Origin of the sequence: Siphonobacter sp. BAB-5385, from assembly GCF_002261125.1 — a bacterium.
Classification (GTDB): domain Bacteria; phylum Bacteroidota; class Bacteroidia; order Cytophagales; family Spirosomataceae; genus Siphonobacter.
The window spans coordinates 151,237-173,896 of record NZ_NMPS01000212.1; the positions used below are offsets into that span (position 1 = coordinate 151,237).

The following is a 22,660-nucleotide window of genomic DNA, read 5'->3' on the forward strand; positions in this document are numbered from 1 at the left end:
AAACAGTTATAAGGCTTCGATGCGTTGACGAAGCTGAAGGATTTCTTTCAACAGAATGATGAGTTTTTCTTCGCCCGACTGGTAATACGAAGGCGTATCCGAGGGCCGAAGGGCATCCATCTCCGCGTCGCTTAGCGGGTACCAGTACGCACTGGCCTGGCGAACAAATTCCAGGTAGACGTGCGAGTTTCTGACCAGCTCGAACGATTCCCGCAATAGATGTTTGCTCAATTTCGCCGACCAGGGAGCGGTTAGTAATTCGGAGCGTTGCATACTCAGCTCCCGGAACGGAACGATGGTAAAGATCTTCTCCCATTCTTCCATCGTGAAGGAAGTAAGGCCGGGATACGGAATATGTGCTTTCGCCAGTATGGCAAAGAGTTCAGGTACGCGAAAACGAACGGACGCCTCCATCAACGATACGTAGCGGGCGTACGAGCGGTCCGCTTTGGCTTTTTCTACGGTGAAAAAAGTAACTACGCCGGGCCAGTCCGTTTTGAGTTCTTCTTTCCATACTCGCGGATCGACCAGTACCAGGGCTTCGGTAAACCAGTATTCGATCAGCGATTGGTACTGATAGGAATCCGTAGGTTGGGCCGCAAAGCCCCAGTGCTGGTGAAAGCGTTCCATCGAAAAGAATGCATCTTCGGTTTCGGGCAGTACCAGTTTGGGATCGGAAGAAACCAGTCCCAATAGTTTTTTTTCGCGAACGACATACTTCCGCATTTCCTGCTGCACCAGCCGCCGTTCGGGCGAATCGGGTAAGGTGGCCAGCAGACGGATGAGCAGTTGACGGGTTTCCTGCTGAATGGGTTTGTTGCCCTTCAATTCCTGCTGCACCTGCCGGAGAAAAGGCTCGTCGGCGGGAGATAAATCCAGAAAGAGTACGTCCAGAAAATCCTTGCGTTCGCGGGCGTTGAGTTCGGGCCAGGCTTGTTCGAGTCGCTCGCGGGCGGCGGTAGGGTTTTGCTTTCGCAGGGTCGTTAGTACCTGCTTTCGTTCACTGATCTTGCCTTCCTCCCAGCTCGCTTCCGAAGCTTTGGCTTTCCAGGGTTCGTAAAAATTCCGTAACCACTCGCCCCGTTTGCCTTGCACGGGAATCAGGGCTTCCTGTACGGAATCAAGTCCGATGTTCAGTAGTGATACCAGCCAGGCGGGCGGTACAATCCAGTCCTTCTGAGCTATTTTTTGTAACAGTAAACCCAGTAAAACCGGATTCAGCGGCTGCTGATCCAGCAGGGTTTTAAGGATGCGAACGGCTTCCGTTGGGGCAACGGCTTTTTCTTCGGCTTCGGCAAGGGGTACGCCCGGAGATTCCAGTACGGGAGCCTGACGACCCGCCCGTTCGTACTGATGGGTAAGAGCGGCGGCCTGTAAGAAAAAACCTTCGCGGTCCTGCGGATTGGTCTGAGCCAGTGCCTGCTGAATGGATTCGGGCAAGGTTTCGAGGGAAAACCTGCCTTTCTCCGTTCCCAGCAATGCCACTTGTACGAGTTCATTCCAGGTATTCATGCGGCTTAGGAAGGTAAGAGTTGATACTGATCATCCAGCCAGATGCCGAGCGGATAGACCGTACCATCGCTGTAGCGTACTGATAAGGTCAGGGGGTTTCCGCCACCGAGAGCCAGCAGATGGAAAATTTTCATTTCGTAAAATTCTTCCGAGAGCGGTACAACCCGATTTTCGGTATCCCGTAGTAACCACTGATCGCCTACCCGTACCAGCGACACGGTCTGTATCCATAACGGAATCTGGTCGGCCCAGGGTTGAGCCAGCCAGATTTGGTTCAGGAACGCTTCCGCTTTCAGCCAGTTAGCAAATGCCGGAGGCGGTGTATCTAAGTTGGAATAGCCGGAATGATTACCAACGATCGCCCGAAAAGGAAAAGCCGAGGGAAAGAAGCGTAACTCCGCCCGGGAACTCGTGCCCGGTACCAGGGGCGTTTCGATGCCCGCATTCTGATACGCGAAATTCAGTACCAGTGCGATACGATTCGTCTGATGACCCCAGAGCCAGTTTTGCTGCACGGTAATCCGCTCTTCTTCCCGCGTCAGGCGACCCAGTACCAGCCAGTCATCCGTAACGACTTCGCCTTCGGAATCCAGGTCTTTGGCCGAGCGGCTCCAACCGAGGGCCGTTTTAATATCTTCCTGTACGGGTATGGGCAAGGAATCCAGATTTTTGAACGCCTCCGTCCAGACAAACAGCTTGGTACACTGTTCCAGCACCTGACTCTGCCAGTCGGAGCCCGCGTACGGGATAGTATTGAAAGCTTTCACGGCATTCGCCAGTCCGGTAGCCTGAGCATCGACCATTCGGGCGGCAGTCTGATCAAAATGCCGGTAGCCGCGTTCGGGTACGTTTAGGGTTCCCGTTCGCACCATATCCCGCAGCCACTGGCCCAGTTCCGTAACGCCGCCCTGTACTTTTCGGAGGCGTTCCTGTTGCCGTTTTTGCCGATCCTTTTCTTTCTGCTCGTCCGTTGCGGGCGAGGCCACGACGGGTTCGGCGGCTTTTTCGGCTTTGGTCTGACGTTTATCCATCCACTCACTCACCCAGGCGGGTTCTTCGGGCGGAGACTGAAAGGCGGGCGATGGTTTGGCAAAGAGTAACAACAGGCCCAGGCCGTGTTTGCAGGGAAATTTCCGGCTGGGGCAACTGCATTTAGAGGCCATTTGCCCCAGGTCTATCTGGGTGCGGTAGGGATCCTTGCCGCTCCCCTGCACCTCGCCCCACAGGACGCGGTCGTTGAATGCCAGCGTCAGCCATTTATTCTCAACGGATAAGGCTTTGCCTGCTTTGAGCGAAGCAGCATCGGGAGCTAATGAAACGACTTGTTCTTCCGTTATTGAATTCACGTGGTTCGCTTAATACAACATCCTTCAAGGGGGTAAAGAAAAACAATGATCCGGAAAATGCTCGTATTAGTCAGCCAGGACAAACCGCAAGTTTCTCCTCATCTGACAGAAAATCAAAGACTTAGTTCCGTCATTTTTTTTCCAGGATTATTCCCTTTTCCCCATGAAAGCTACGTTGTTGTTCAGGTGACCCGCCCCAAATCCGGGCTTTTTTTCGTAGCTTAGGCCATCTAACATTTCTAGTATGGCCGATTTATTTCACAAACAAACCCGCTTTTTTCTATGCCCGAGCAAAGCCCGGCGGACGGCTACGGCGGGTACGTTGTACGGTCATTTCTGTAAGCTTCACCGCATCCGTACCTCTTCCGATCAGCTGCTCTACGTCATGGCCACGGCGGGCGAAATCCCGCAGTAGTACTGCTTTCCTGGTTTATATAAACGAAGGGCCGCCGCCTTTCGGTTTTCTCCCCTTTTTACCTTTAGATAGCGATGTACACGACGTTTGAATCCCCTACCCAGCGAGCAATTGCCCTCGAAGAGCGATACGGTGCTCACAATTACCATCCCCTCCCCGTAGTCCTGAGCCGAGGCCAGGGCGTATACGTCTGGGATGTGGAAAATAAACAGTATCTCGATTTTCTTTCCGCGTATTCAGCGGTGAATCAGGGACATTGCCACCCCGCGATCATTGCTGCGTTGACCGAGCAGGCCCAGCGACTGACGCTTACCTCCCGTGCATTTTACTCCGATAAACTCGGCGAATGCGAAAAGTATCTGGCCGAATATTTCGGTTACGACAAGGCCCTGATGATGAATTCGGGCGTGGAAGGTGGCGAAACCGCTCTCAAGCTTACCCGAAAATGGGCGTATAAAGTCAAAGGAATTGCCGCCGATCAGGCGAAAACGGTGTTCGCCGCCGGAAACTTCTGGGGTCGTACCCTGGCCGCCATCTCGGCCTCGACGGATCCCGACAGCCGGAACGAGTACGGACCTTTCCTGCCTGGGTATGTCATCATTCCGTACAATGACCTGGCCGCTCTGGAAGAAACCCTGGCCGCTGATCCCACCATTGCCGGATTCATGGTGGAACCCATTCAGGGTGAAGCGGGCGTGGTAGTACCTGACGAAGGGTATCTGCGGGGCGTTCGTGACCTCTGTACGAAATACAACGTTCTCTTCATTGCCGACGAAGTGCAGACGGGTCTGGGCCGTACGGGCAAACGACTGGCCTGCGATCACGAAGGCGTCCGTCCGGACATTCTCGTACTAGGCAAAGCTTTGTCGGGGGGCGTTTATCCCGTTTCCTGCGTACTGGCCGATGATGACATCATGCTGACCATTCGTCCCGGCGAACACGGTAGTACCTACGGCGGAAATCCGCTGGCGTGTGCCGTTACCATGGCTGCTCTGGATGTAATTCGGCAGGAAAAACTCGCCGAAAACGCCGAGCGGATGGGTAAGCTGTTTCGCCGTCGTATGACCGAACTTAGTCAGAAAACCAGCCTTGTTGGGAAAGTTCGCGGAAAAGGTTTACTCAATGCCGTGGTTATTAACGATACTGAAACGAGTACTACCGCCTGGCAACTGTGTCTGACGCTAAAAGACATGGGCCTGCTGGCGAAACCTACGCACGGCAATAAAATTCGCTTTGCTCCACCGCTGGTCATTACCGAAGCTCAGATGGAGGATGCCTGTGCGATTATTGAACGGGCGGTGCTTCAGTTCTAACTCATTTTTAATAGCTACCTACGGCTTTATTCATTCAGGATTTCCTTCTTTAACCGGAAAGAAATCCTGAATTTTTTATTCGGCCTCCGTTTCAGGAATTTACTGCTGTAATTTTGAACACTAACTGAATTCGCTTATTCGCAGAAACGCTTTCTTTGCAAACGTTAATTGACTAAGCCCCCGTTCTCAATGAAATACCTTTTACCTGCTTTAAACGTACGAGTCCTAAGTCTGTTGCTGTGCCTGTTGGGTTCACTTTCCGCAACGTCCCAACAGATTGGCTGGGTTACCTTCGATCAGCTTCCTCGCGATAAACAACTGTACGCCCGCGACGATAACAATACAGCCGTCGTACCCATTTCGGGCCGAACGACGGGTTCGGATTGGGAATATATGTCCGTGATTACGTACCGCGGCAAGGAGAAGTATTCCTACCATAAAGCAGCTTTTACCTTTACCCCCAATACTAACCGGGCCACCTTTCAGTTATCACCTGCCATCAAAGCCGAACTTGCCGAATATTCCTTTCAGATTTACTGCTGCCGCAAGCAGGATTCGGTCCTGATGGCCACCCGAAGTGAAGTCGTTGCGGGTGATTTTTTCGTCATTCAGGGACAATCCAATGCCAACGCCATCAAACCCTACAACTATTACAACGAATACGCCCGTACCTTTTCGAGTACGCCCGCTCAGAGTCCGAACGGTGTTTCTCAGGCGGATACGAACTGGATTGCAGCGGGTTGGGCCGTTTCTCCAGTGGGTTACTGGGGTCAGGAATTACAGAAGCAAATTATTGAAACCTATAAAATTCCCGTTTGTGTCATCAACGGAGCTTTTCCGGGCACAAAAATTGACCAGCAATTAGCCGGGATCTACGACCATTTGCTGTACCGGATTCAGAAGTCCCGCATCAGCCGCATCCGGGCTTATTTCTATTACCAGGGTGAAGATGATATTCTGGGCTTTACGGAAAATTATCCGGCTCAGTTCGACCAGCTGCAGAAGAAGTGGCAAAAGGACATGCCCATGGTAGACCGCTTCGTCATTATGCAGCTGAATCTGCTCTTTTCCAAAAACTATACGGCCGGAGCCATTCGGGAATTGCAGCGAAAAAGCCCGACCCTGTATCCGAAAAATGATCACTTCGCTACCGTAGGCCTACCGTCTTATGACGGCATTCATTATGAAGTACCGGGTTATCAGGAACTCGCCGAACGGCTTTTCCGCTTTCTTTCGCCCAAACTTTATAAATCCACCGATACCCTGCAGATTCGTACCCCCAACATCCAGAAGGTATTTTACGGAAACGCCGAAAAAACGAGTATTGTGCTGGATTTCGACACCAACCAGACGATGGTATGGCCTGCGGACACTACGGTCGTGGATAATACGGGAAAGTCCGTTACGCTTAGCTTAAAGAATTTCTTCTATCTGGACGGCAGTGAAGCCACTTCTGCTCCCGTAATTGCCGGTCAGGCCAGTGGAAACCGGGTTGTGCTTACGCTACGGAACCCCGTATCCGCCACTAAGCTCAACTACCTGCCGTCGTATAACATGCTTACGAATCTGCCCTACTTTATGGGGCCGTTTCTGTCGAATACGCGGGGCCTGGAAGCCTTCACGTTCCATGAATTCCCGATTGCGACGGCCATTGAATTATCCCTGAAAGCCCAACTCAACCGAAGTGTCATTTCCCTGACCTGGCCCACTGTACCCAATGTCCAGCGTTACCGCCTGGAACGGAAGACGGCTTCAACCAACACCTATGAATTACTAGCCGAACTGAAGGGCGACGCTACTTCTTACGAAGACCGAAATACGGAGCCCAGTCAGACCTATACCTATCGCTTAAAAGCCATTAGTGCAGTTTCTGAATCCCCGTACGCTTCCACTGAAATTCAAAGCCCGGCTTTATCGGAAGAATACTTAACGGCGAATTGGCAGGTTAAGCCTAACCCAGCCACAACGAAAGCCTATCTGACGTTTGGAGCAACGCTGAAAGGAACCTTAATGCTGTATAGTTTACAGGGCACGTTACTGGCTCAACGGGAAATTTCCGAAGAAAAATCAACGGACTTGAACGTGCAAACGCTTAAACCCGGTATCTATGTACTGACGCTGGTGACCGATACGGGCCTGAAAGTAAGTAAACGATTGATGAAGTATTAAACCGTCGAAAGTCTATTCGAATTCGGCTGATGTATGCAGGGGCTATCCGCAGGGATGCCCTTTGCTGGTTTTCCCCAGTACCTGAATCCTTCTTCCTATCATGACGCAAACGTCTCCTTCCCGCACGACTCGACCCCTCATTGCCTCGCTGGTTTTTCTGGTGATATACGCTTTGATTTTTGTGTATAAACGCTTTTTCAGCGAAGCCCTGTATCAGGATGAAATTCACTTTCTGCAAACCGCCATTCAGTTCAGTAAAGAACCAATTCCTTCGCTGAAGTTACTCGAAACGTACGGAGAGCTGAATACGCCCCTGCCTTTTATACTCGGTGGCTGGATCATTCGGTTATTTGGCGAAGACATTTTTTACCTGCGGATGCTGAATTTCGTTTTGAGCTATGGCATTCTTCTCCTGTTTATCTGGACCCCGCCCCGGCCTACGGCTCGTCTGTGGGTAAGCCTGATCGGCATTTTCCTGTTTCCCAGTTATTACCTCTGCAGCATTTACTACTACACGGACATTATTGCCATGATTTGCGTGCTGCTGGGTTTTGTGTATTACCTGCGGAATTCACACGTGGTAGCCAGTCTGTTTTTTATCGCAGCGGTTTGTTCACGGCAGTACATGATTGCCTTTCCAGCCGCGATCCTCATGCATCTGGCCTGGCAATCCTATCGGCGAAATGGTTGGGGGTTTATCGCGGTTTTTTCAAGCAAACGCCCTGGCTTGCTTACCTGTTGGCCGTACTGAGTCTGGTACCCTGGGTTTTACTGTGGAAAGGAGCGGCTCCAGCGGCCGAAATGGCCCGTCAATATTACGAGACGGGTAAGATTTATAATCTGGGTTTTGTCCTCTACGCCAGTTCCTGTATCAGCGTCTATTTTGTCATTCCCGAAGCCCTGATGACCCGCCGCTGGGGTCACTATCTGGCTTATCCCCGGAAGAATCCCCTTCTCTTTAGTGGCCTGGTTATTGTGGTCCTGGTTATTGCTGTATTCTTCCCGGCTCAGCAAACGAATAACAAGTATTTTGACTGGCCGTATCTGGGCTATGTTGATCAGGGATTGACCCTAATCGGAATTTCGGGCCTTGTCAAACAATTGCTGTACGCCGCTCTGATGCTCCTGCTGTTGATGCGATTCATTACACCCGAGCTTTCGCTGGGTAGCTGGGTACTACTGATTAATCTGCTAATGCTCGGAAAAGCTCAACTTTCCTGGGATAAGTATTCGCTGCCAACCGTACTCATCCTATGGTATTTGACCTTGTTTAACGCGTATTGGCCCCTACAGAAGAAAACAGAAGACTAAACGTAGCTAAATCGCACCATCCTAAAAGAAAACGTTCCGAAACTGAGCTTCGGAACGTTTTCTTTTTGAATCGTAGACTTTGTATGTACCTATCCGCCCAGACCGTACTTAATGATACAGTAAATGGCCCGGAAGCCGTCTTTCCAGTTGATTTTTTGCCTTCCTCGTAGGTGCGACCGTAATATGAAACACCTACTTCATAAATCCGGATGCCCTTAATCCGGGAAATTTTGGCCGTTACTTCGGGTTCAAAGCCGAACCGTTTTTCTTCTAAAGTCAGTCCTTTCAGCAGATCGGCCCGAAAAAGTTTGTAACACGTTTCCATATCCGTCAGGTTGAGATTGGTAAACATGTTACTGGCGAAAGTCAGCATTTTGTTGCCGATGGAATGCCAGAAGAACAAAATCCGGTGCGGACGACCGCCCATGAACCGGGAACCGTACACCACGTCGCATAGCCATTGATGATCGGTTTCAACAGTAAGTTAAATTCCTCGGGATCGTACTCCAGATCTGCATCCTGTACAATAATATAATCTCCTTTGGCTGCTTTAAAACCGGTATGTAAAGCGGCTCCCTTTCCCTGATTTACTTCGTGTTTCAAGTACGTTAAATCCAGGTGGGGATGCAGACTTTGAAATTCCTTAACGGCCCGTTCCGTCTGATCTTTTGAGCAGTCGTTGATGACAATAATTTCTTTCTGAAAAGGCTGAAGGAGTTGAATAGATTCCAATCGCGAAAGAACTCTTTGGATCGTCTTTTCTTCGTTGTATGCTGGAACAATAACAGATAGTAACATGTAAACGCGATAGGGTAAGATCGAAAGTTCGGGAAGTAGCTTTAAAAAAGCCTGAAAAGATAGGCAGAAAATTCCATAGGAGCGGAATAAGCACCAGGATCAGTTACCAGACTTACAGCGGTTTGCGAACACGTTCCTGCTCTTATCATACCTAAATAAACCACTGAACTACAGCCACTTGTAGCAAAAAATTATTATAACAACGCGTATACGTACCTATTTATCTGCTCTTTTAAAAAAATAGAAGGCAGGTATTCAGAATTCAAATCAATCAGGCCTTTTTAAACTTATTCTTCCCGCAGTTTGCTTTGTTTTTTCCCATACAGAAAATAAATCGCGAAGCCAATCAGCAACCATACGATTAGGCGGATCCAGGTATCTACGGGCAGGGAAAACATCATGAGCAAACACGTGAGGATCCCTAAAATAGGCACTACGGGTACCCAGGGCGTACGGAATGGACGAGGCGTCTCGGGTTGACGTTTTCGGAGGACAATCACGCCCAGACAAACCATTACAAAAGCCAGTAATGTACCGATACTAACCATTTCACCTACGATATGAATGGGCATGAACCCGGCAAATAAACTAATGAAAACGCACAATAAAACGTTGGATTTATGCGGTGTCTGAAAACGCGGATGCAGGCTGGAAAAGACTCTGGGCAGCAGGCCGTCTTTACTCATGGTATAGAATACCCGGGACTGTCCCAGCAAGTCCACCATGATTACGGAGGTATACCCAATCAGAATTCCCAGGATGATCAGTTGCTGTAGCCACTGATACGGTGTTTTTTCGATCGCGACGGCGATGGGAGCCGCACTATTTTTGAATTCCGTATAGTGAGCCATACCCGTAAGGACAAAGCCAAAGACCACGAATAATACCGTACAGATGGCCAAAGACCCAATAATGCCAATGGGCATGGTTCGTTGGGGATTGCGGGCTTCCTGAGCCATCGCCGCTACAATGTCGAAACCAATGAATACGAAGAAAATCACACCGGCTCCGCGAAGGATTCCACTCGCTCCGAATTCGCCGAAAGTACCCGTGTTTTCAGGAATGAACGGATGATAGTTCTCCGGTTTGATGTACTGAATACCCAACGCAATAAACACGATTACTACGGCCACTTTGATCGCCACAATGATGCCATTCACCCAGGCCGATCCCTTCGTACCGCGAATGATAATGGCGGTGATGATCCAGAGAATAAGCAGGGCCGGCAAATTCATAATTCCGCTGACTGTACTACCATCCGCCAGCGTTACGGCTTCAAAAGGACCGCGTACCCACTGCGGTGGCAGGTGAATCCCGTAGGAAGACAGAAATTTAATCAGGTATTGCGACCAGCTAATCGAAACGGTTGCTGCTCCTACAGAGTATTCGAGGATTAAATCCCAGCCGATGATCCAGGCGAAAAGTTCGCCCATGGTGGCGTAGGCATACGTATAGGCACTACCCGCTACGGGCACCATGGAAGCAAATTCGGCGTAACATAAGGCACTGAATGCACAACCAACAGCGGCCAGCAAAAAGGATAGCACGACGGCCGGACCCGTATTGTTGGCTGCCGCAATGCCCGTCAGCGAAAACAAGCCGGCTCCAATGATTACGCCAATGCCAATGGCAATTAGATTCCAGGAACTCAGGCTTCGTTTCAGGGTATTACTGCCTTGTTCGGCAGCTTCGGTTTGCAGCGAAGCAATGGACTTAATCCGGCTCATTAATCTATCTTTTTGGTAGGGAATTTTGTAAATATAATTTGCGAAGGGCGATCCCGCTATCGTTGACCCTGAAAATAGGATCATCTGGAACGAAAGTGCGGCAAGTTTCCGGACTTTCAAGCCATAAAAAAAGGCTGGATCGCTCCAGCCTTTTTCAGTATCAACAGCAGTTGACTCTTAAAGTCCACTGAAATCGAAGTCATTGAGGAACTGCGTCGTGAACTGTCCGCTTTGGAAAGACGGATCGTCCATGAGTCGCAAATGGAAAGGAATCGTCGTTTTTACGCCTTCGATGACGAATTCCGACAGAGCCCGTTTCATCCGCGTAATCACTTCTTCCCGACTCTGACCCGTTACGATTACCTTGGCAATCATGGAATCATAATTCGGCGGAATGGTGTAACCCGCGTATACGTGGCTGTCAATCCGTACGCCGTGACCACCGGGCAGGTGCAGCGTCGTGATTTTACCGGGAGCCGGACGGAAATTATGTCCTGGATCTTCGGCATTGATGCGACATTCCATCGAGTACAGTTTCGGACTGTAGCTCTGACCTGAAATGGGTACACCGGCGGCCACTTTGATTTGTTCTTTGATCAAATCGAAATCGGTTACTTCTTCCGTAATCGGGTGTTCTACCTGAATACGGGTATTCATTTCCATGAAGTAGAAGTTACCGTGTTTGTCGACCAGGAACTCAATGGTACCCGCTCCTTCGTAACCGATGGCGGATGCTCCTTTGATGGCGGCCTCACCCATTTTCGCCCGTAACTCCGGCGTAATGATGGGAGAAGGCGTTTCTTCGACCAGTTTCTGGTGACGACGCTGGATGGAGCAATCGCGTTCGGACAGGTGGCACACCCGACCAAACTGATCCCCAACGATCTGAATTTCGATGTGACGGGGCTCTTCCACGAATTTCTCCATGTACAGACCGTCATTACCAAACGCCGCCGCCGATTCCGTACGAGCGTCGTGCCAGGCTTTTTCGAATTCTTCTTCGCTGCGAATGACCCGCATACCGCGTCCACCTCCACCGGCCGTAGCCTTGATGATGACGGGGTAAATGCCACGGGCCAACTCGATTCCCTGCTCCAGGGATTCCAGCAAACCGTCAGAACCGGGGATAACCGGTACGCCAGCGGCTTTCATGGTTGCCTTGGCCGTAGCCTTGTCACCCATGGAATTGATTTGCTCGGGAGTAGCTCCAATGAACTTGATTCCGTATTCGCGGCAGATTTGCGAAAACTCGGCATTTTCCGAAAGGATCCATAACCGGGGTGAATGGCATCGGCACCGGTTACTTCAGCCGCTGAAATCAAGTTGGGGATACTTAAATAAGACTGGCGACTTGGCGGAGGCCCGATACATACTGCCTCATCCGCAAAACGTACGTGCAGACTTTCGCGATCGGCAGTCGAGTATACAGCCACCGTTTTAATACCCATTTCCCGACAGGTACGGATGATCCGCAGGGCAATCTCGCCACGGTTGGCAATTAATATCTTTTTAAACATCTTTTCAGTTTGCAGTTTTCGGTTTTCCGTATTCACTAAAATTAACGTCCGCTCCTACTGAAAACGGACGTCTGAAAACAGAAAACTAACTTACACAGGTTCAACTAAGAACAGCGGCTGGTCGTATTCTACCGGCGTGGCATTTTCAACCAGTACTTTCACGATACGGCCAGATACTTCTGACTCGATTTCGTTGAAAAGTTTCATGGCTTCGACCACACAAACTACTTTACCGGGTTTGATTTCCGTACCTACTTCCACGAATGCCGGAGCATCGGGGCTACCCGCCCGGTAGAACGTACCGATCATGGGTGACTTAACCGTAATCAGGTTGGAAGCTTCCGCCGCCGCTGCTGGCTGGGCCGGAGCCGCCGGAGCACTCGGGGTAACTACCGGAGCCGGAGCGGCTACGGGGGCTGCTACCGGAGCTGGAGCCGCCACGGGAGCTGCTACACCCGCGTAACGCTTCACGCTGATTTTCAGGTCAGTTGTTTCAATGTTTACTTCGTCCAATCCAGACTGGGCGATGAAATCAAGTAGATGTTGTATGTCTTTGGTTTCCATTGTGAATGAATTTTCGGTCTTGAAGAGTCGACGCGTACAGGCCGACTGGCGGTATTACTTTACGCGTTCTACGTAATCGTAGGTACGGGTATCGATCCGGATTTTTTCACCTTGCTCGATAAACAGAGGTACCATGATTTTAGCACCCGTTTCTACTTCTACGGGTTTCTTGGGGGAGTTAGCCGTATCCCCGCGGATGCCGGGTTCAGCGTAGGTTACTTCCAGTTCAACGAAGGGAGGTAATTCCATCGTTAAGGGAGCTTCCGTTTCCGTATTGATCAGAATTTCAACGTTCTGTCCTTCTTTCATCAGATCAGCACCTTCCACGAGTTTTTCGTCCAGCGTAATCTGATCGAACGTTTCGTTATCCATGAAGTTGTAACCCGTTTCGTCTTTGTAAAGAAACTGGAACGTACGACGTTCTACCCGTACTGGATAAATTGCTACGCCAGAGTTGAACGTGTTATCAATAACCCGACCCGTGGTGAGGTTCCGCAATTTCGTACGTACGAAAGCGGGGCCTTTACCGGGTTTCACGTGTAAGAATTCAACAATTTGGAACAGGTCGTTATTGTAATTAATGACCAGGCCGTTTTTGATGTCTGCGGTCGTTGCCATGAAGGAGAATTTTTGAATGCTTGAGTTGCTGGATTCCAAACGGATATTTCGTGAACCGGAACCAGGGTATTTGATAATAAAAGTAGCCAGGATTTGTGCTGGCTACTTTCTTCGTATTCAAAGCCTGATGAACATCAGGAAAGATGCGTACAGAAAGTTAGATCGCCCACTTTACCAAAGCGGCACCCCAGGTAAACCCACCGCCAAAGGCAGCCAGTACCAGATTGTCGCCTTTCTTGAGTTGGCTTTCGTAATCCCACAAACACAGTGGAATCGTAGCTGCGGTGGTATTACCGTACTTGTGAATATTGAGCATTACCTTTTCGGGCCCAATGCCCATGCGTTGAGCCGTCGCATCAATGATGCGTTTGTTGGCTTGGTGAGGCACCAGCCAGGCAATCTCTTCGCTGGTCAATTGATTTCGCTCCATGATTTCGGCGGCGACTTCGGCCATTCGTACCACGGCGAATTTGAATACCGCCTGACCTTCCTGACGGGCAAAGTGCTCGCGGTTCTGTACCGTTTCCAGCGTGGGTGGATACTTGCTCCCGCCCGCCTTCTGGTACAAATGTTGCACTCCAGCTCCATCCGAATAAACTTTCGAATCTATAATACCGTATCCATCGGCATTGGGTTCGAGCAAAACAGCTCCGGCTCCGTCACCAAACAGCACACACGTCGTCCGATCCTGATAATCAACGATCGACGACATTTTATCAGCTCCTACCACAATGACTTTACGGTATTTCCCGGTTTCGATAAACTGAGATCCGATGGTCAGTGCATAGACAAAGCCCGAGCAGGCCGCTCCTAGATCGAAGCTGGGTACGTGACCCAGACCACAAGCCGTTGCAATCAGATTGGCCGTTGAAGGAAATACGTAGTCGGGAGTAACCGTTGCACACAGCAATAAATCTATTTCTTCCGGCTTCGTATTCGTTTTGGCCAGTAAGCCCTTCACTGCTTCAATGCCCATGACCGAAGTCCCTTGTCCTTCGCCTTTGAGAATATGACGCTCCTTGATGCCCGTACGACTCGTAATCCATTCGTCTGAAGTATCTACCATTGTCGAAAGTTCTTCATTCGTCAATATGTAGTCAGGCACGTATCCGTGAACGCCCGTGATCGCTGCAGTGATTTTCATAGTGTATTCTAAAGCAAAAAAGCACGAAGCCACTGCCCATACGTCGGCGGATTCGTGCTCACTTTGCTAACTTAACGCTTGCTTGATCTTCGTATATACGTCTGATTCGACTTGCCGTTTGGCTAATAGAATCATACTCTTAATCGCTAGCGGGGAAGAAATACCGTGAGCAATAATGACGTTTCCATTCACGCCTAGAATAGGGCTTCCACCCGCGGCTTCGTAATTCATGTGGTTGACAAATTCGTCGTCCACACCCCGGCTTTTAAGAATATCATAAATGGATTCGCCCATTTTTAAAATGACGTTTCCAGTAAATCCATCACAAACAATCACGTCGGCTTTATCCGTAAACAGCTCTTTACCTTCGAGGTTACCGATAAAGTTGTATTTCTTGGTGGCTTTCATTAACTGATGAGCCGCCTGAGCTACGAGTGATCCTTTCTGTTCTTCTTCACCAATATTCACCAGTGCTACGCGGGGATTATCGACGCCATGCGTATACTGAGCATACAGGGAACCGATTTCACCGAATTGTTCAAGCATTTCGGGCTTACAGTCGGCATTGGCACCAATATCCAGCAAAACGGCCATTTTACCCGAAACCTGCGGAGCAAAACCCACGATAGCGGGCCGAATGAGTCCTTCAACCGCTTTCACGCTAAAGAGAGCCCCTACGTGCATCGCTCCCGTATTGCCAGCCGAGCAGAAAGCATCTACGACTCGCTCTTTCAAAAGTTTAAACCCAACTCCAATGCTGGAATTGGGCTTCTGAGAAAGGGCCTTGGTAGGATGCTCGCCCATGGCAATCACTTCGGTGGTATGTACAATTTCGATCGTAGCAGGTAACGTTCGTTCACCTAAAACTTCCTGAATATCCGCCTGATTTCCAATCAATACGATTCGAACTTGCTCGGTTAATTCATTAGCAGCCAGCAATGCTCCTTCTACAATCGCTTTTGGGGCAAAATCACCCCCCATAACATCAACAGCAATCTTCATCCAGGTAACCAATTTTGGTGGCGGGCAAAATTAAGGGATTCGCCAAAAAAATAAATGGTTAATTGCCGATAGTTCACCGGTAGAAGCTGACCGGAGTGGTCAAACCTCTCATCTCCAATGAATACCCAGCAATTAACCATTCCGAACGCCTGTACTTAGGCGTTGGCTTTGTAGTTCTCAACTACCACTTTACCGCGGTAGTACAGATTTCCTTCGTGTACGTGAGCCCGGTGATACAGGTGTACTTCGCCCGTAGTAGCATCCGTTGCCAGTTGTTTTACGGTCAGATTATCATGAGTCCGGCGTTTGTCACGACGGGTGCTGGAGTGACGGCGTTTAGGGTGTGCCATGTTGTTCTTAATTATGAGCCGCTACAGGCGGCCGTTTGTTAGCTATTGATCGATATGAATACGCGTTAACCAGGGCTGAAATCAGGATCCTTTCGAACCGTTTTTCAACTTTTTCAGGGCTTCCCAGCGGGGATCTACCTCGGGTTCGGCGTTTTCGTCGGGCTTAGCCGATGAGTACACCAGAATTTCGGCGGTAGCTTCTTCGTCCTCTTCATCGCTCTCCGCCGTACGAAACCGGGGATGTAGCTTTTTCATGGGGACGGTTAAGCCGATGAAATCAAACAGGAAGCGGGCGATATTTACGGTAGCCGTTTCCCAGGGAATGATTTCGATTTCATCCGAGAGTTGCTCTGCCTTATCTCCAAACTTCAGAATCTGCTTCTCTTTGGTCTGAAATGGTTCCTCGAAAGGATCCAGACTGCGATCGCAGATGAGTTCGTAGCTACCGGCAATGTCAAAACTCAGTTGCAGCATCGTGGACGACTTGTCCAGACCTACTTTCGCTTTAAAGGCTCCTTTTGAAATCAGATTCTGATCCAGAGCAGCGAAAAATTCGTTACCTCCCTCGAAATGAAAGTCGTAATGCTTGTTTTCGAGCTGGAGAATATCAATATCGTATTGGCGTAATTCCTTTGGATTACTCATCTCTGTCAAAAAGGCTCGCAAAGTTAGGCCAATCTGCTGATTTTTACAACGGTAGAAAAATCATTTTTTCCAGAACAGCCTACTTTCGTGAATATTTAAGGGTTTCTATGCGTAAAATCAGGCTTTGTTCAGGGCTTCCCGCTCTCCCACGAGTTAATTTTTAGCCTCAGAACCGTATCCTCTTCTGTTCATTCAGGGCTAAATTGGCGTACCACCCAGAGCTGTTTTAGAAACGGTCTCCTTCCACTTCCTCCTCTTTTTTGCCCTTGTTTTTGTTTTCGTACACCAATTTGCCCCGGTTGTCATACTCCCGCAGCACCGTGCCTTCCATGGCTTCGTACTTGTCTTTTCCGTACTGAATATCCCGTTTGGTACGTCCACCCGAACCAAACTGATGGTATTCCCGCCAAAGTTTCACGCGTACGGAATCATCCATCGTTCCCTCTTCCTTGAGCTGTCCACCCTCATAAAACGAGCGGTAGAGCCCCGTATACTTCCCGTGCATCTTGGGAATTACTTCCTTGATTTTAGTTTGATTCGCATCGTAATACGTAATAACCGATTCGTTGGGAAAGCCTTTCTCATAGATCTGTTTATCCGTCAGTCCTTCATCTCCGTCCACATCCTTCCCGTACTTTTCCCAGCGACCGTGTTTGGTGCCCATGTAGTAATACCCCTCTTCTTCCAGGTGTTCACCCCGGAATCGTCGATAGGGTCCGTGCAGAATCTGGGCGTATTCTTTGTCCTTGATCAGAGTCGTCAGAATCCGGTGTGCCCGGTAATCAAACCAGTGAATATCGCGAACGTATACGCTGGGAGTCTGGTAGGTTTTAAGTACAAAAAACTCTTCAATGGTCACTCGTTCGCCCGAACCCAGTCGATTGGTAATATGGGTAATGGGAATGCCCTCGTACTCGCTAGCCGCGAATTTGTTGATTTTCTTTTTCCCGCTTTTCTTCGTTCGGTGCGATACTTTCAATCCCAGATCGGCCGGTAATCCGTCACTGTTGAGTTCCCCGAGTGGAGAGTTCACACCTGCACTAGCCGATACCCCTTCCAGAGCGGCCTTTTTCAAATTTTCCTTACTGCTGAAAGCCTCCTTGATTTTATTCTTTTTTTCGCTCAGTTCGTCCAGAATCGTTTTGCGGCCGCTTTTCTCGATGAGGGGCTTCTTAGCCGTCGTAAAGATGGAATCATTCTGGGCGAAAGTCGTCTGACTTAGACACACGCATAATCCGGCAACAAACCAGAAGCTGGAGATTTTAGTTATCGTTGTATCAAGGCTCATACGCATAGATTCTACTGGGGTTGGAACGCAGACGTCCGGGAATTATTTTCTTAACGTGCTGATTATCTAATACAAAAATGCGAAAGAATTACGCAGAGATAGGAAAGTTTTCGTTTTTTGCAGAAAAATGTAACTCTTCCCGCCAATTATAATCGTTGACTATCGTGGAAAAAAACGCAAAAATCTATATTGCTGGCCATCGGGGCATGGTTGGCTCGGCAATCCTCCGCAAACTCCAGCAGGAGGGCTTCACTAATTTCGCCCTCCGCGGCTCGAAAGAGCTGGATCTGCGTAACCAAGAGGCCGTTCAGCAGTTTTTTGAAGAAGAACGTCCCGAGTACGTCTTTCTAGCCGCCGCCAAGGTGGGTGGCATCGTGGCGAACAACACCTACCGAGCTGATTTTCTCTACGAAAATCTGATGATTCAGAATAACGTTATTCATTCGGCTCACTTAACGGACGTCAAGAAATTAATGTTCCTGGGTTCGTCCTGTATTTATCCAAAAATGGCTCCTCAGCCTTTGAAAGAGGAATACCTGCTCACCAGCGAACTTGAACCTACCAACGAACCCTACGCCATTGCCAAAATCGCGGGCATTAAAATGTGTGAATCGTATCGTCGTCAGTACGGCCGCAACTTTATCTCGGTTATGCCGACCAACCTGTACGGTCCCAACGATAACTACGATTTACAGAACTCGCACGTATTACCCGCTTTGATCCGGAAATTCCACGAAGCCAAAGTGAATGGTTCACCCACGGTGGAAGTCTGGGGTACGGGCTCGCCCTTACGCGAATTTTTGTACTCGGATGACCTGGCCGATGCCTGCTATTTCCTCATGCAACACTATGACGGGGAAGAGTTTGTTAACGTGGGTACGGGTGAAGACTTGTCGATTAAAGCCCTGGCTGAACTGGTGAAGGAAACCGTAGGCTTTGAAGGCGAGCTGGTTTGGAATACATCGAAACCCGACGGTACGCCGCGGAAGCTCATGGATGTAAGCAAACTGCATGGTTTAGGCTGGAAGCACCGGGTGGATCTGCCCGAAGGCATTCGCAAAGTATATGAGAAGTTTGTCGAGCACGAAGAAATTCGCGTCCTGTAGGCCGCTTTTCCTTTCTCATTCTGACCAGGGAGCCATCAACCGATGGACTCCCTTTCTTTTTTAGGTTTTTTTCAAAGTTTCCTTTCGCTTATGGCCTCAGGTTCAGAACTCCCCTTTTTTCTTAACATTTTTTCAGAAATGGCTTAACACTCTTTAACGCAGGAAATTCTTGAAATATTCAAATCAAAGCCACTTTTGAATCGTCTAACGGACCTTGCAACGAAAACAATAAAACGGGTATTTCCCTGATAAGCCATGAAAAAATTATTCTTCACTTCAGCCTTTGTTCTTTCTATCATTGTAACCTATGCCCAGTCCTATCGCTACCGCCCGACGACCGAGCCCGAGGGCGTTCGCTTTGGAATTAAAGGCGGGGTGAACCTGGCAAATGTCATCGTCTCGCCCCGGCCGGGTAACCTGGTCAATGGACGTACGGACTTCCACGCGGGTCTGTTTGCGGACATTCCCGTGGCCGAGAAATTCAGTATTCAGCCGGAGTTATTGTACTCACGTCAGGGCTTTCGGGTCCTGAATGGAATTGGTTCCGTGACGATGAACACGATCAGCGTACCCGTATTAGCGAAGATTCACGTGACGCCTAATGTATCGATTGTGGCCGGTCCGCAGGTAAGTTACCTGGCCAATGCCCGGATTGGCTTAAACAGCTGGTTTGCCATTAACTACAATAACGCCTTCCAGAAAGTAGGGGTTGATGGCGTAGCCGGACTGGAATTTGAAGCGGGTAATTTCGTCGTAGGTGGTCGCTATAATTATGGCTTCAATAACCTGAATAAAGACTTTAAATTCAGTAAGAACTCGGACATGTCCTTCAACGACTTGGTTCAACTACGCAATTCGACGGTACAACTCTCCGTAGGTTATAAATTTTAAGCATTTCCCCCACTCGTCCTTTTATTTTCAGTACAACAGATAACTTTCAGGTTAATAAAAAAACCTCCGGGCGTTGCCTGGAGGTTTTCTATTTAAACGTGGCTACCGATTATAGCTTCGGCGTATCGGGCTTTCGCATAAGTACGCCGGGCAAATCCACTACCTGATGTGCCCGAATGGCATACGGCTTGAAATTAGCTAGCCGTCCGCTCGAAGCCGGGAATTGTCCCGTCGTAATGAAACTCAACGCGTCTTTAACACATAGCTCCTGCGGATCGCCCCAGTTGCGGGTCACATCATCCGCCTGTTGCCGATCTACCGGAAGGCCCTCGTAATAGTCACCGTAATTACTGGCATTCACCTGCTTTACTGCTAGCGGGAATGTGTAATAATTCATAACTAAAAACGGGTAATAACCCGCTGGTTTTCCGTAGGTAGTCTCTCCTACTACCTTCACCGTCATGTAAGGCTTGAGTACGTTAATCAGTAATTCACTAGCGGAAGCTGTCTCTCCCGTAGCAATGAAGACGACCTGACTTAGGTTCAGGTTACTCGCAGGTAAGGTCTTATCAAAGTTTACTGTCTCATTCCAACTCGTGTACTTTTGATTATGCGTATCCTTGTACATAAGCTTGCCTGCAGCGGAACGAGGGGCAATCAGGTTGGCTATTTTTTCGGCTAGCTCAACCTCTCCCCCGCCGTTGTACCGCTCGTCAAAAATCAGATCGGTTACGTTATTGCTTTTAAAATAAGCAAAGGCCTCGTCTAATTCCGCGGCAGCAGTAGCTCCCAGGAAAGTACCAAAGGCGATGTAGCCTATTTTTTTACCATTCTGACTGATAATGCTACGCGTCAATACCGGATTGGTTTGATACGAAGCTACCTTGAGCGATAAGGTTTGAGAGGTACCATCCGGTTTTTTAAAGGTGATTTGCATGGACTCTTTAAAAAGGGCTTTCGAGAGGGCATCCGCATTACTAGTGGTAGCAGCAATACCGTCGACCAATGTCACCTGCCAGCCGCGTTGAACCCCTTGTTTACCAGGGTCGGAATTTTTGTACACAAAAGCTACCCGTAAGTCATTCGCGGCTATGAATCCGAAACTCATGCCTAAGTCGCCACTTGCTCCAGAAGCTACATTATCCCAGTTTTTCTTAGTTGTGGCGAAACTCCAGCGGTCTAAATTTTTGCCATTGGTACCCAGCGGACTGAAGGTACGTACCTTTTCCATGACTGCTTCCGGAGTCTGATAACTCGTAGGATTGAAAGTTGCCTTGGACGGTAGTCGGTCACGCCATAAATACATTTCCTGACTATACCAGTAAACGCTGTCTCGTACATCTGCCGTGGCGGTAGATACATCGTTCTCATTGTCTTTTTTACACGACGAAGCCAGTGTTCCCAGTAAAAAGATCGTTATGGCGTATTGAAGTGCTCTCATTCAGAATATAGTGTTTTGGAATAAGGATTGGTCTCAAAAGCTATAGATAACTGAAATTCAACCCATAATATTTCATTTTAAGGACTTTTTAAAACAAAAAAGCCAGTCTTTCGAAAGACTGGCTTTTAGAAAAAAATAATATGCCGGATCGTTAGAGTACCGTTTCCAGATCGCGTTTGAATTCAACCAGTAGCATTTCCTTCACGGCTACTTTCCGCTTTTGCGTATTCACCTTCTGGAAAAGGGCTTTGTCAGCAGCTACGTAAGCCCGGATTCGGCCATCAAACTCCAGATATTGTTCCAGATCGCCCTTCTCCTTGCGTACCAGATATTCCATCTGATAAATCTGAATTTTCAGCTGATCACGTTTCGGCTTCTCGTCGAAATCCGGGTAGCGATACCCAATCACGCGACGCAGGTAGTTCAACTCAAATACTTTATCGCAGGCTAAGCGGAATTTCTCGGCCACGTTCCGGTCCAGCGTTTTCACCTTCGGAGCGAGGTCTTTCCACTTCACCAGCAATTCCTTGGCCCGGTCAGAGGCTTTGGAAATAATATCCTGATGTACAGATGCGGTGAGCGTTTCTGCTTCGGCCGCAATATTTTGCAGCTCCTGTAAACGGGGATCTACCCGAGGACGGGGCGTAATGCCTTTCATGGCATTGTAGCGGTCGAAGAAAATGGTCGTCGCCTTTTTGAAGCGTTTCCATAACTTACTTTGCCGCTTGGGTGGTACGGGGCCTACGGTTTTCCACTCATTCTGTAGCTGACGAACCCGTACAAAGGCTTCATCAAACTCCGTACTCCGCATTAATTTTTCCGATTCGGCAACGATGTCTTCGAGTTTATCAAAGCGTTCATCAATGATCCGATTTTGTTCGGCGTAGTATTCGCGACGGCGTTGGAAGAAATCATCCGAAATTCGATCGAAACCGCCCTCAATTTCATCGTGGTAGGGTTTATCGACCGGTCCGGTTTTTAGCCATTTGGTTTTGATTTCCTGAATTTTGTCCGTGGCTTCATTCCAGTCGGGAATGGTCGTAGCGGCCTGGTGAACCTCATCAAGCAGGGCTCGTTTAATTTCCAGATTTTTTACCTGGTTCGAGGAGATCAGTTCGCGAAGGTACGTTTCCAGCTTATCGAGCATCGCCAGCAGGGGCGGAAAATCGCCAAGGCCGTCGAACTCCAGCAGGTTTTTGCGTAATTGCAAAAGTTTAGTCAGGTACGAGCCCTTATTTTGAGCTTCCTGCACATCCTGGTGAAGCTGGATGACTTTTTGCTGAGCTAACTGAAATCGATTCCGGAAATAATCTAACGCTTCTTCTTCTGTATTGCGTACGTAGCCAATTTCCCGGTCGGGATAGCCAGCGTAGCCTTTCAGATAAACTTTTCCTTCTTTTGTGTAACCGTGGGTATCTTCTACGTAGCGGTTGGGTGTGATGGTGGTCTCCATGGGTTTTTGAGGGATGAGACTGGGCAAACGGTCCTGAACGCCTTACTTTT

Annotated in this window: 19 protein-coding genes and 2 pseudogenes; 7 read left to right on the forward strand and 14 right to left on the reverse strand. The window is 49.0% G+C overall.

Annotated elements, in window-relative coordinates; genetic code table 11:
- Positions 1-6: 6 nt before the first annotated feature.
- Together BWI93_RS21055 and BWI93_RS21060 are read right to left on the reverse strand one after the other, a co-directional pair.
- Positions 7-1,512, reverse strand: coding sequence for a DUF5691 domain-containing protein (locus BWI93_RS21055; RefSeq protein ID WP_094814945.1), 1,506 nt, complete (start codon positions 1,510-1,512; stop codon positions 7-9).
- A 5-nt stretch (positions 1,513-1,517) separates the two neighbouring features.
- Positions 1,518-2,858 carry an SWIM zinc finger domain-containing protein gene (locus BWI93_RS21060; RefSeq protein ID WP_094814947.1) on the reverse strand — a complete coding sequence of 447 codons (1,341 nt, stop codon included), beginning with the start codon at positions 2,856-2,858 and terminating at the stop codon, positions 1,518-1,520.
- Between the two features lie 244 nt (positions 2,859-3,102).
- Between BWI93_RS21060 and BWI93_RS27945 the strand changes: the two genes are divergently transcribed.
- The 5 genes from BWI93_RS27945 to BWI93_RS21085 all read left to right on the forward strand — a co-directional run bounded on the left by BWI93_RS27945 (position 3,103) and on the right by BWI93_RS21085 (position 8,066).
- Positions 3,103-3,273 (forward strand): hypothetical protein, encoded by a 171-nt coding sequence (locus BWI93_RS27945; RefSeq protein WP_158242744.1) that lies wholly within the window; start codon positions 3,103-3,105, stop codon positions 3,271-3,273.
- A 74-nt stretch (positions 3,274-3,347) separates the two neighbouring features.
- Complete coding sequence (gene rocD, locus BWI93_RS21070; RefSeq protein ID WP_094814951.1) at positions 3,348-4,586, forward strand: ornithine--oxo-acid transaminase; 1,239 nt, start codon at positions 3,348-3,350, stop codon at positions 4,584-4,586.
- Positions 4,587-4,775: 189 nt separating this feature from the next.
- A complete protein-coding gene (locus tag BWI93_RS21075) occupies positions 4,776-6,755 on the forward strand; it encodes a sialate O-acetylesterase (RefSeq protein ID WP_094814953.1) in 1,980 nt (659 codons plus the stop codon).
- Positions 6,756-6,855: 100 nt separating this feature from the next.
- On the forward strand, positions 6,856-7,506 hold the full coding sequence (locus BWI93_RS21080) for a hypothetical protein (RefSeq protein ID WP_094814955.1): 651 nt from the start codon (positions 6,856-6,858) through the stop codon (positions 7,504-7,506).
- Positions 7,494-8,066: a hypothetical protein gene (locus BWI93_RS21085; RefSeq protein WP_094814957.1), complete on the forward strand. Its 573-nt coding sequence runs from the start codon at positions 7,494-7,496 to the stop codon at positions 8,064-8,066. Before BWI93_RS21080 ends, BWI93_RS21085 begins: the two co-directional genes overlap by 13 nt.
- Before the next feature lie 89 nt (positions 8,067-8,155).
- Here BWI93_RS21085 and BWI93_RS21090 read toward each other — a convergent pair.
- The 10 genes and pseudogenes from BWI93_RS21090 to BWI93_RS21135 all read right to left on the reverse strand — a co-directional run bounded on the left by BWI93_RS21090 (position 8,156) and on the right by BWI93_RS21135 (position 17,725).
- Positions 8,156-8,864 (reverse strand): annotated as a pseudogene (locus tag BWI93_RS21090) (glycosyltransferase family 2 protein).
- Positions 8,865-9,151: 287 nt separating this feature from the next.
- Positions 9,152-10,591: an amino acid permease gene (locus BWI93_RS21095; RefSeq protein ID WP_094814959.1), complete on the reverse strand. Its 1,440-nt coding sequence runs from the start codon at positions 10,589-10,591 to the stop codon at positions 9,152-9,154.
- A 177-nt stretch (positions 10,592-10,768) separates the two neighbouring features.
- Positions 10,769-12,108, reverse strand: a pseudogene (gene accC, locus BWI93_RS21100) (acetyl-CoA carboxylase biotin carboxylase subunit).
- 90 nt (positions 12,109-12,198) lie between these two features.
- Complete coding sequence (gene accB / locus BWI93_RS21105; RefSeq protein WP_094814961.1) at positions 12,199-12,672, reverse strand: acetyl-CoA carboxylase biotin carboxyl carrier protein; 474 nt, start codon at positions 12,670-12,672, stop codon at positions 12,199-12,201.
- A 54-nt stretch (positions 12,673-12,726) separates the two neighbouring features.
- Positions 12,727-13,290, reverse strand: coding sequence for an elongation factor P (gene efp / locus BWI93_RS21110; protein WP_094814963.1), 564 nt, complete (start codon positions 13,288-13,290; stop codon positions 12,727-12,729).
- Positions 13,291-13,447: 157 nt separating this feature from the next.
- Positions 13,448-14,434 (reverse strand): beta-ketoacyl-ACP synthase III, encoded by a 987-nt coding sequence (locus tag BWI93_RS21115; RefSeq protein WP_094814965.1) that lies wholly within the window; start codon positions 14,432-14,434, stop codon positions 13,448-13,450.
- Positions 14,435-14,500: 66 nt separating this feature from the next.
- A complete protein-coding gene (gene plsX, locus BWI93_RS21120) occupies positions 14,501-15,436 on the reverse strand; it encodes a phosphate acyltransferase PlsX (protein ID WP_094814967.1) in 936 nt (311 codons plus the stop codon).
- Positions 15,437-15,591: 155 nt separating this feature from the next.
- Complete coding sequence (rpmF, locus tag BWI93_RS21125) at positions 15,592-15,786, reverse strand: 50S ribosomal protein L32 (RefSeq protein ID WP_094814969.1); 195 nt, start codon at positions 15,784-15,786, stop codon at positions 15,592-15,594.
- Positions 15,787-15,867: 81 nt separating this feature from the next.
- Positions 15,868-16,431 carry a DUF177 domain-containing protein gene (locus BWI93_RS21130; RefSeq protein ID WP_094814971.1) on the reverse strand — a complete coding sequence of 188 codons (564 nt, stop codon included), beginning with the start codon at positions 16,429-16,431 and terminating at the stop codon, positions 15,868-15,870.
- A gap of 226 nt (positions 16,432-16,657) precedes the next feature.
- Positions 16,658-17,725 carry a toxin-antitoxin system YwqK family antitoxin gene (locus tag BWI93_RS21135; RefSeq protein ID WP_141217555.1) on the reverse strand — a complete coding sequence of 356 codons (1,068 nt, stop codon included), beginning with the start codon at positions 17,723-17,725 and terminating at the stop codon, positions 16,658-16,660.
- A 158-nt stretch (positions 17,726-17,883) separates the two neighbouring features.
- Between BWI93_RS21135 and BWI93_RS21140 the strand changes: the two genes are divergently transcribed.
- Together BWI93_RS21140 and BWI93_RS21145 are read left to right on the forward strand one after the other, a co-directional pair.
- On the forward strand, positions 17,884-18,825 hold the full coding sequence (locus BWI93_RS21140) for a GDP-L-fucose synthase (RefSeq protein WP_094815061.1): 942 nt from the start codon (positions 17,884-17,886) through the stop codon (positions 18,823-18,825).
- Between the two features lie 255 nt (positions 18,826-19,080).
- Positions 19,081-19,716 (forward strand): porin family protein, encoded by a 636-nt coding sequence (locus BWI93_RS21145; RefSeq protein ID WP_094814975.1) that lies wholly within the window; start codon positions 19,081-19,083, stop codon positions 19,714-19,716.
- Between the two features lie 109 nt (positions 19,717-19,825).
- Here the strand turns inward: BWI93_RS21145 and BWI93_RS21150 are convergent, their stop codons facing one another.
- Positions 19,826-21,157 (reverse strand): S41 family peptidase, encoded by a 1,332-nt coding sequence (locus BWI93_RS21150; RefSeq protein WP_094814977.1) that lies wholly within the window; start codon positions 21,155-21,157, stop codon positions 19,826-19,828.
- Between the two features lie 151 nt (positions 21,158-21,308).
- Complete coding sequence (locus tag BWI93_RS21155; RefSeq protein ID WP_094814979.1) at positions 21,309-22,610, reverse strand: DUF349 domain-containing protein; 1,302 nt, start codon at positions 22,608-22,610, stop codon at positions 21,309-21,311.
- Positions 22,611-22,660 lie beyond the last annotated feature (50 nt).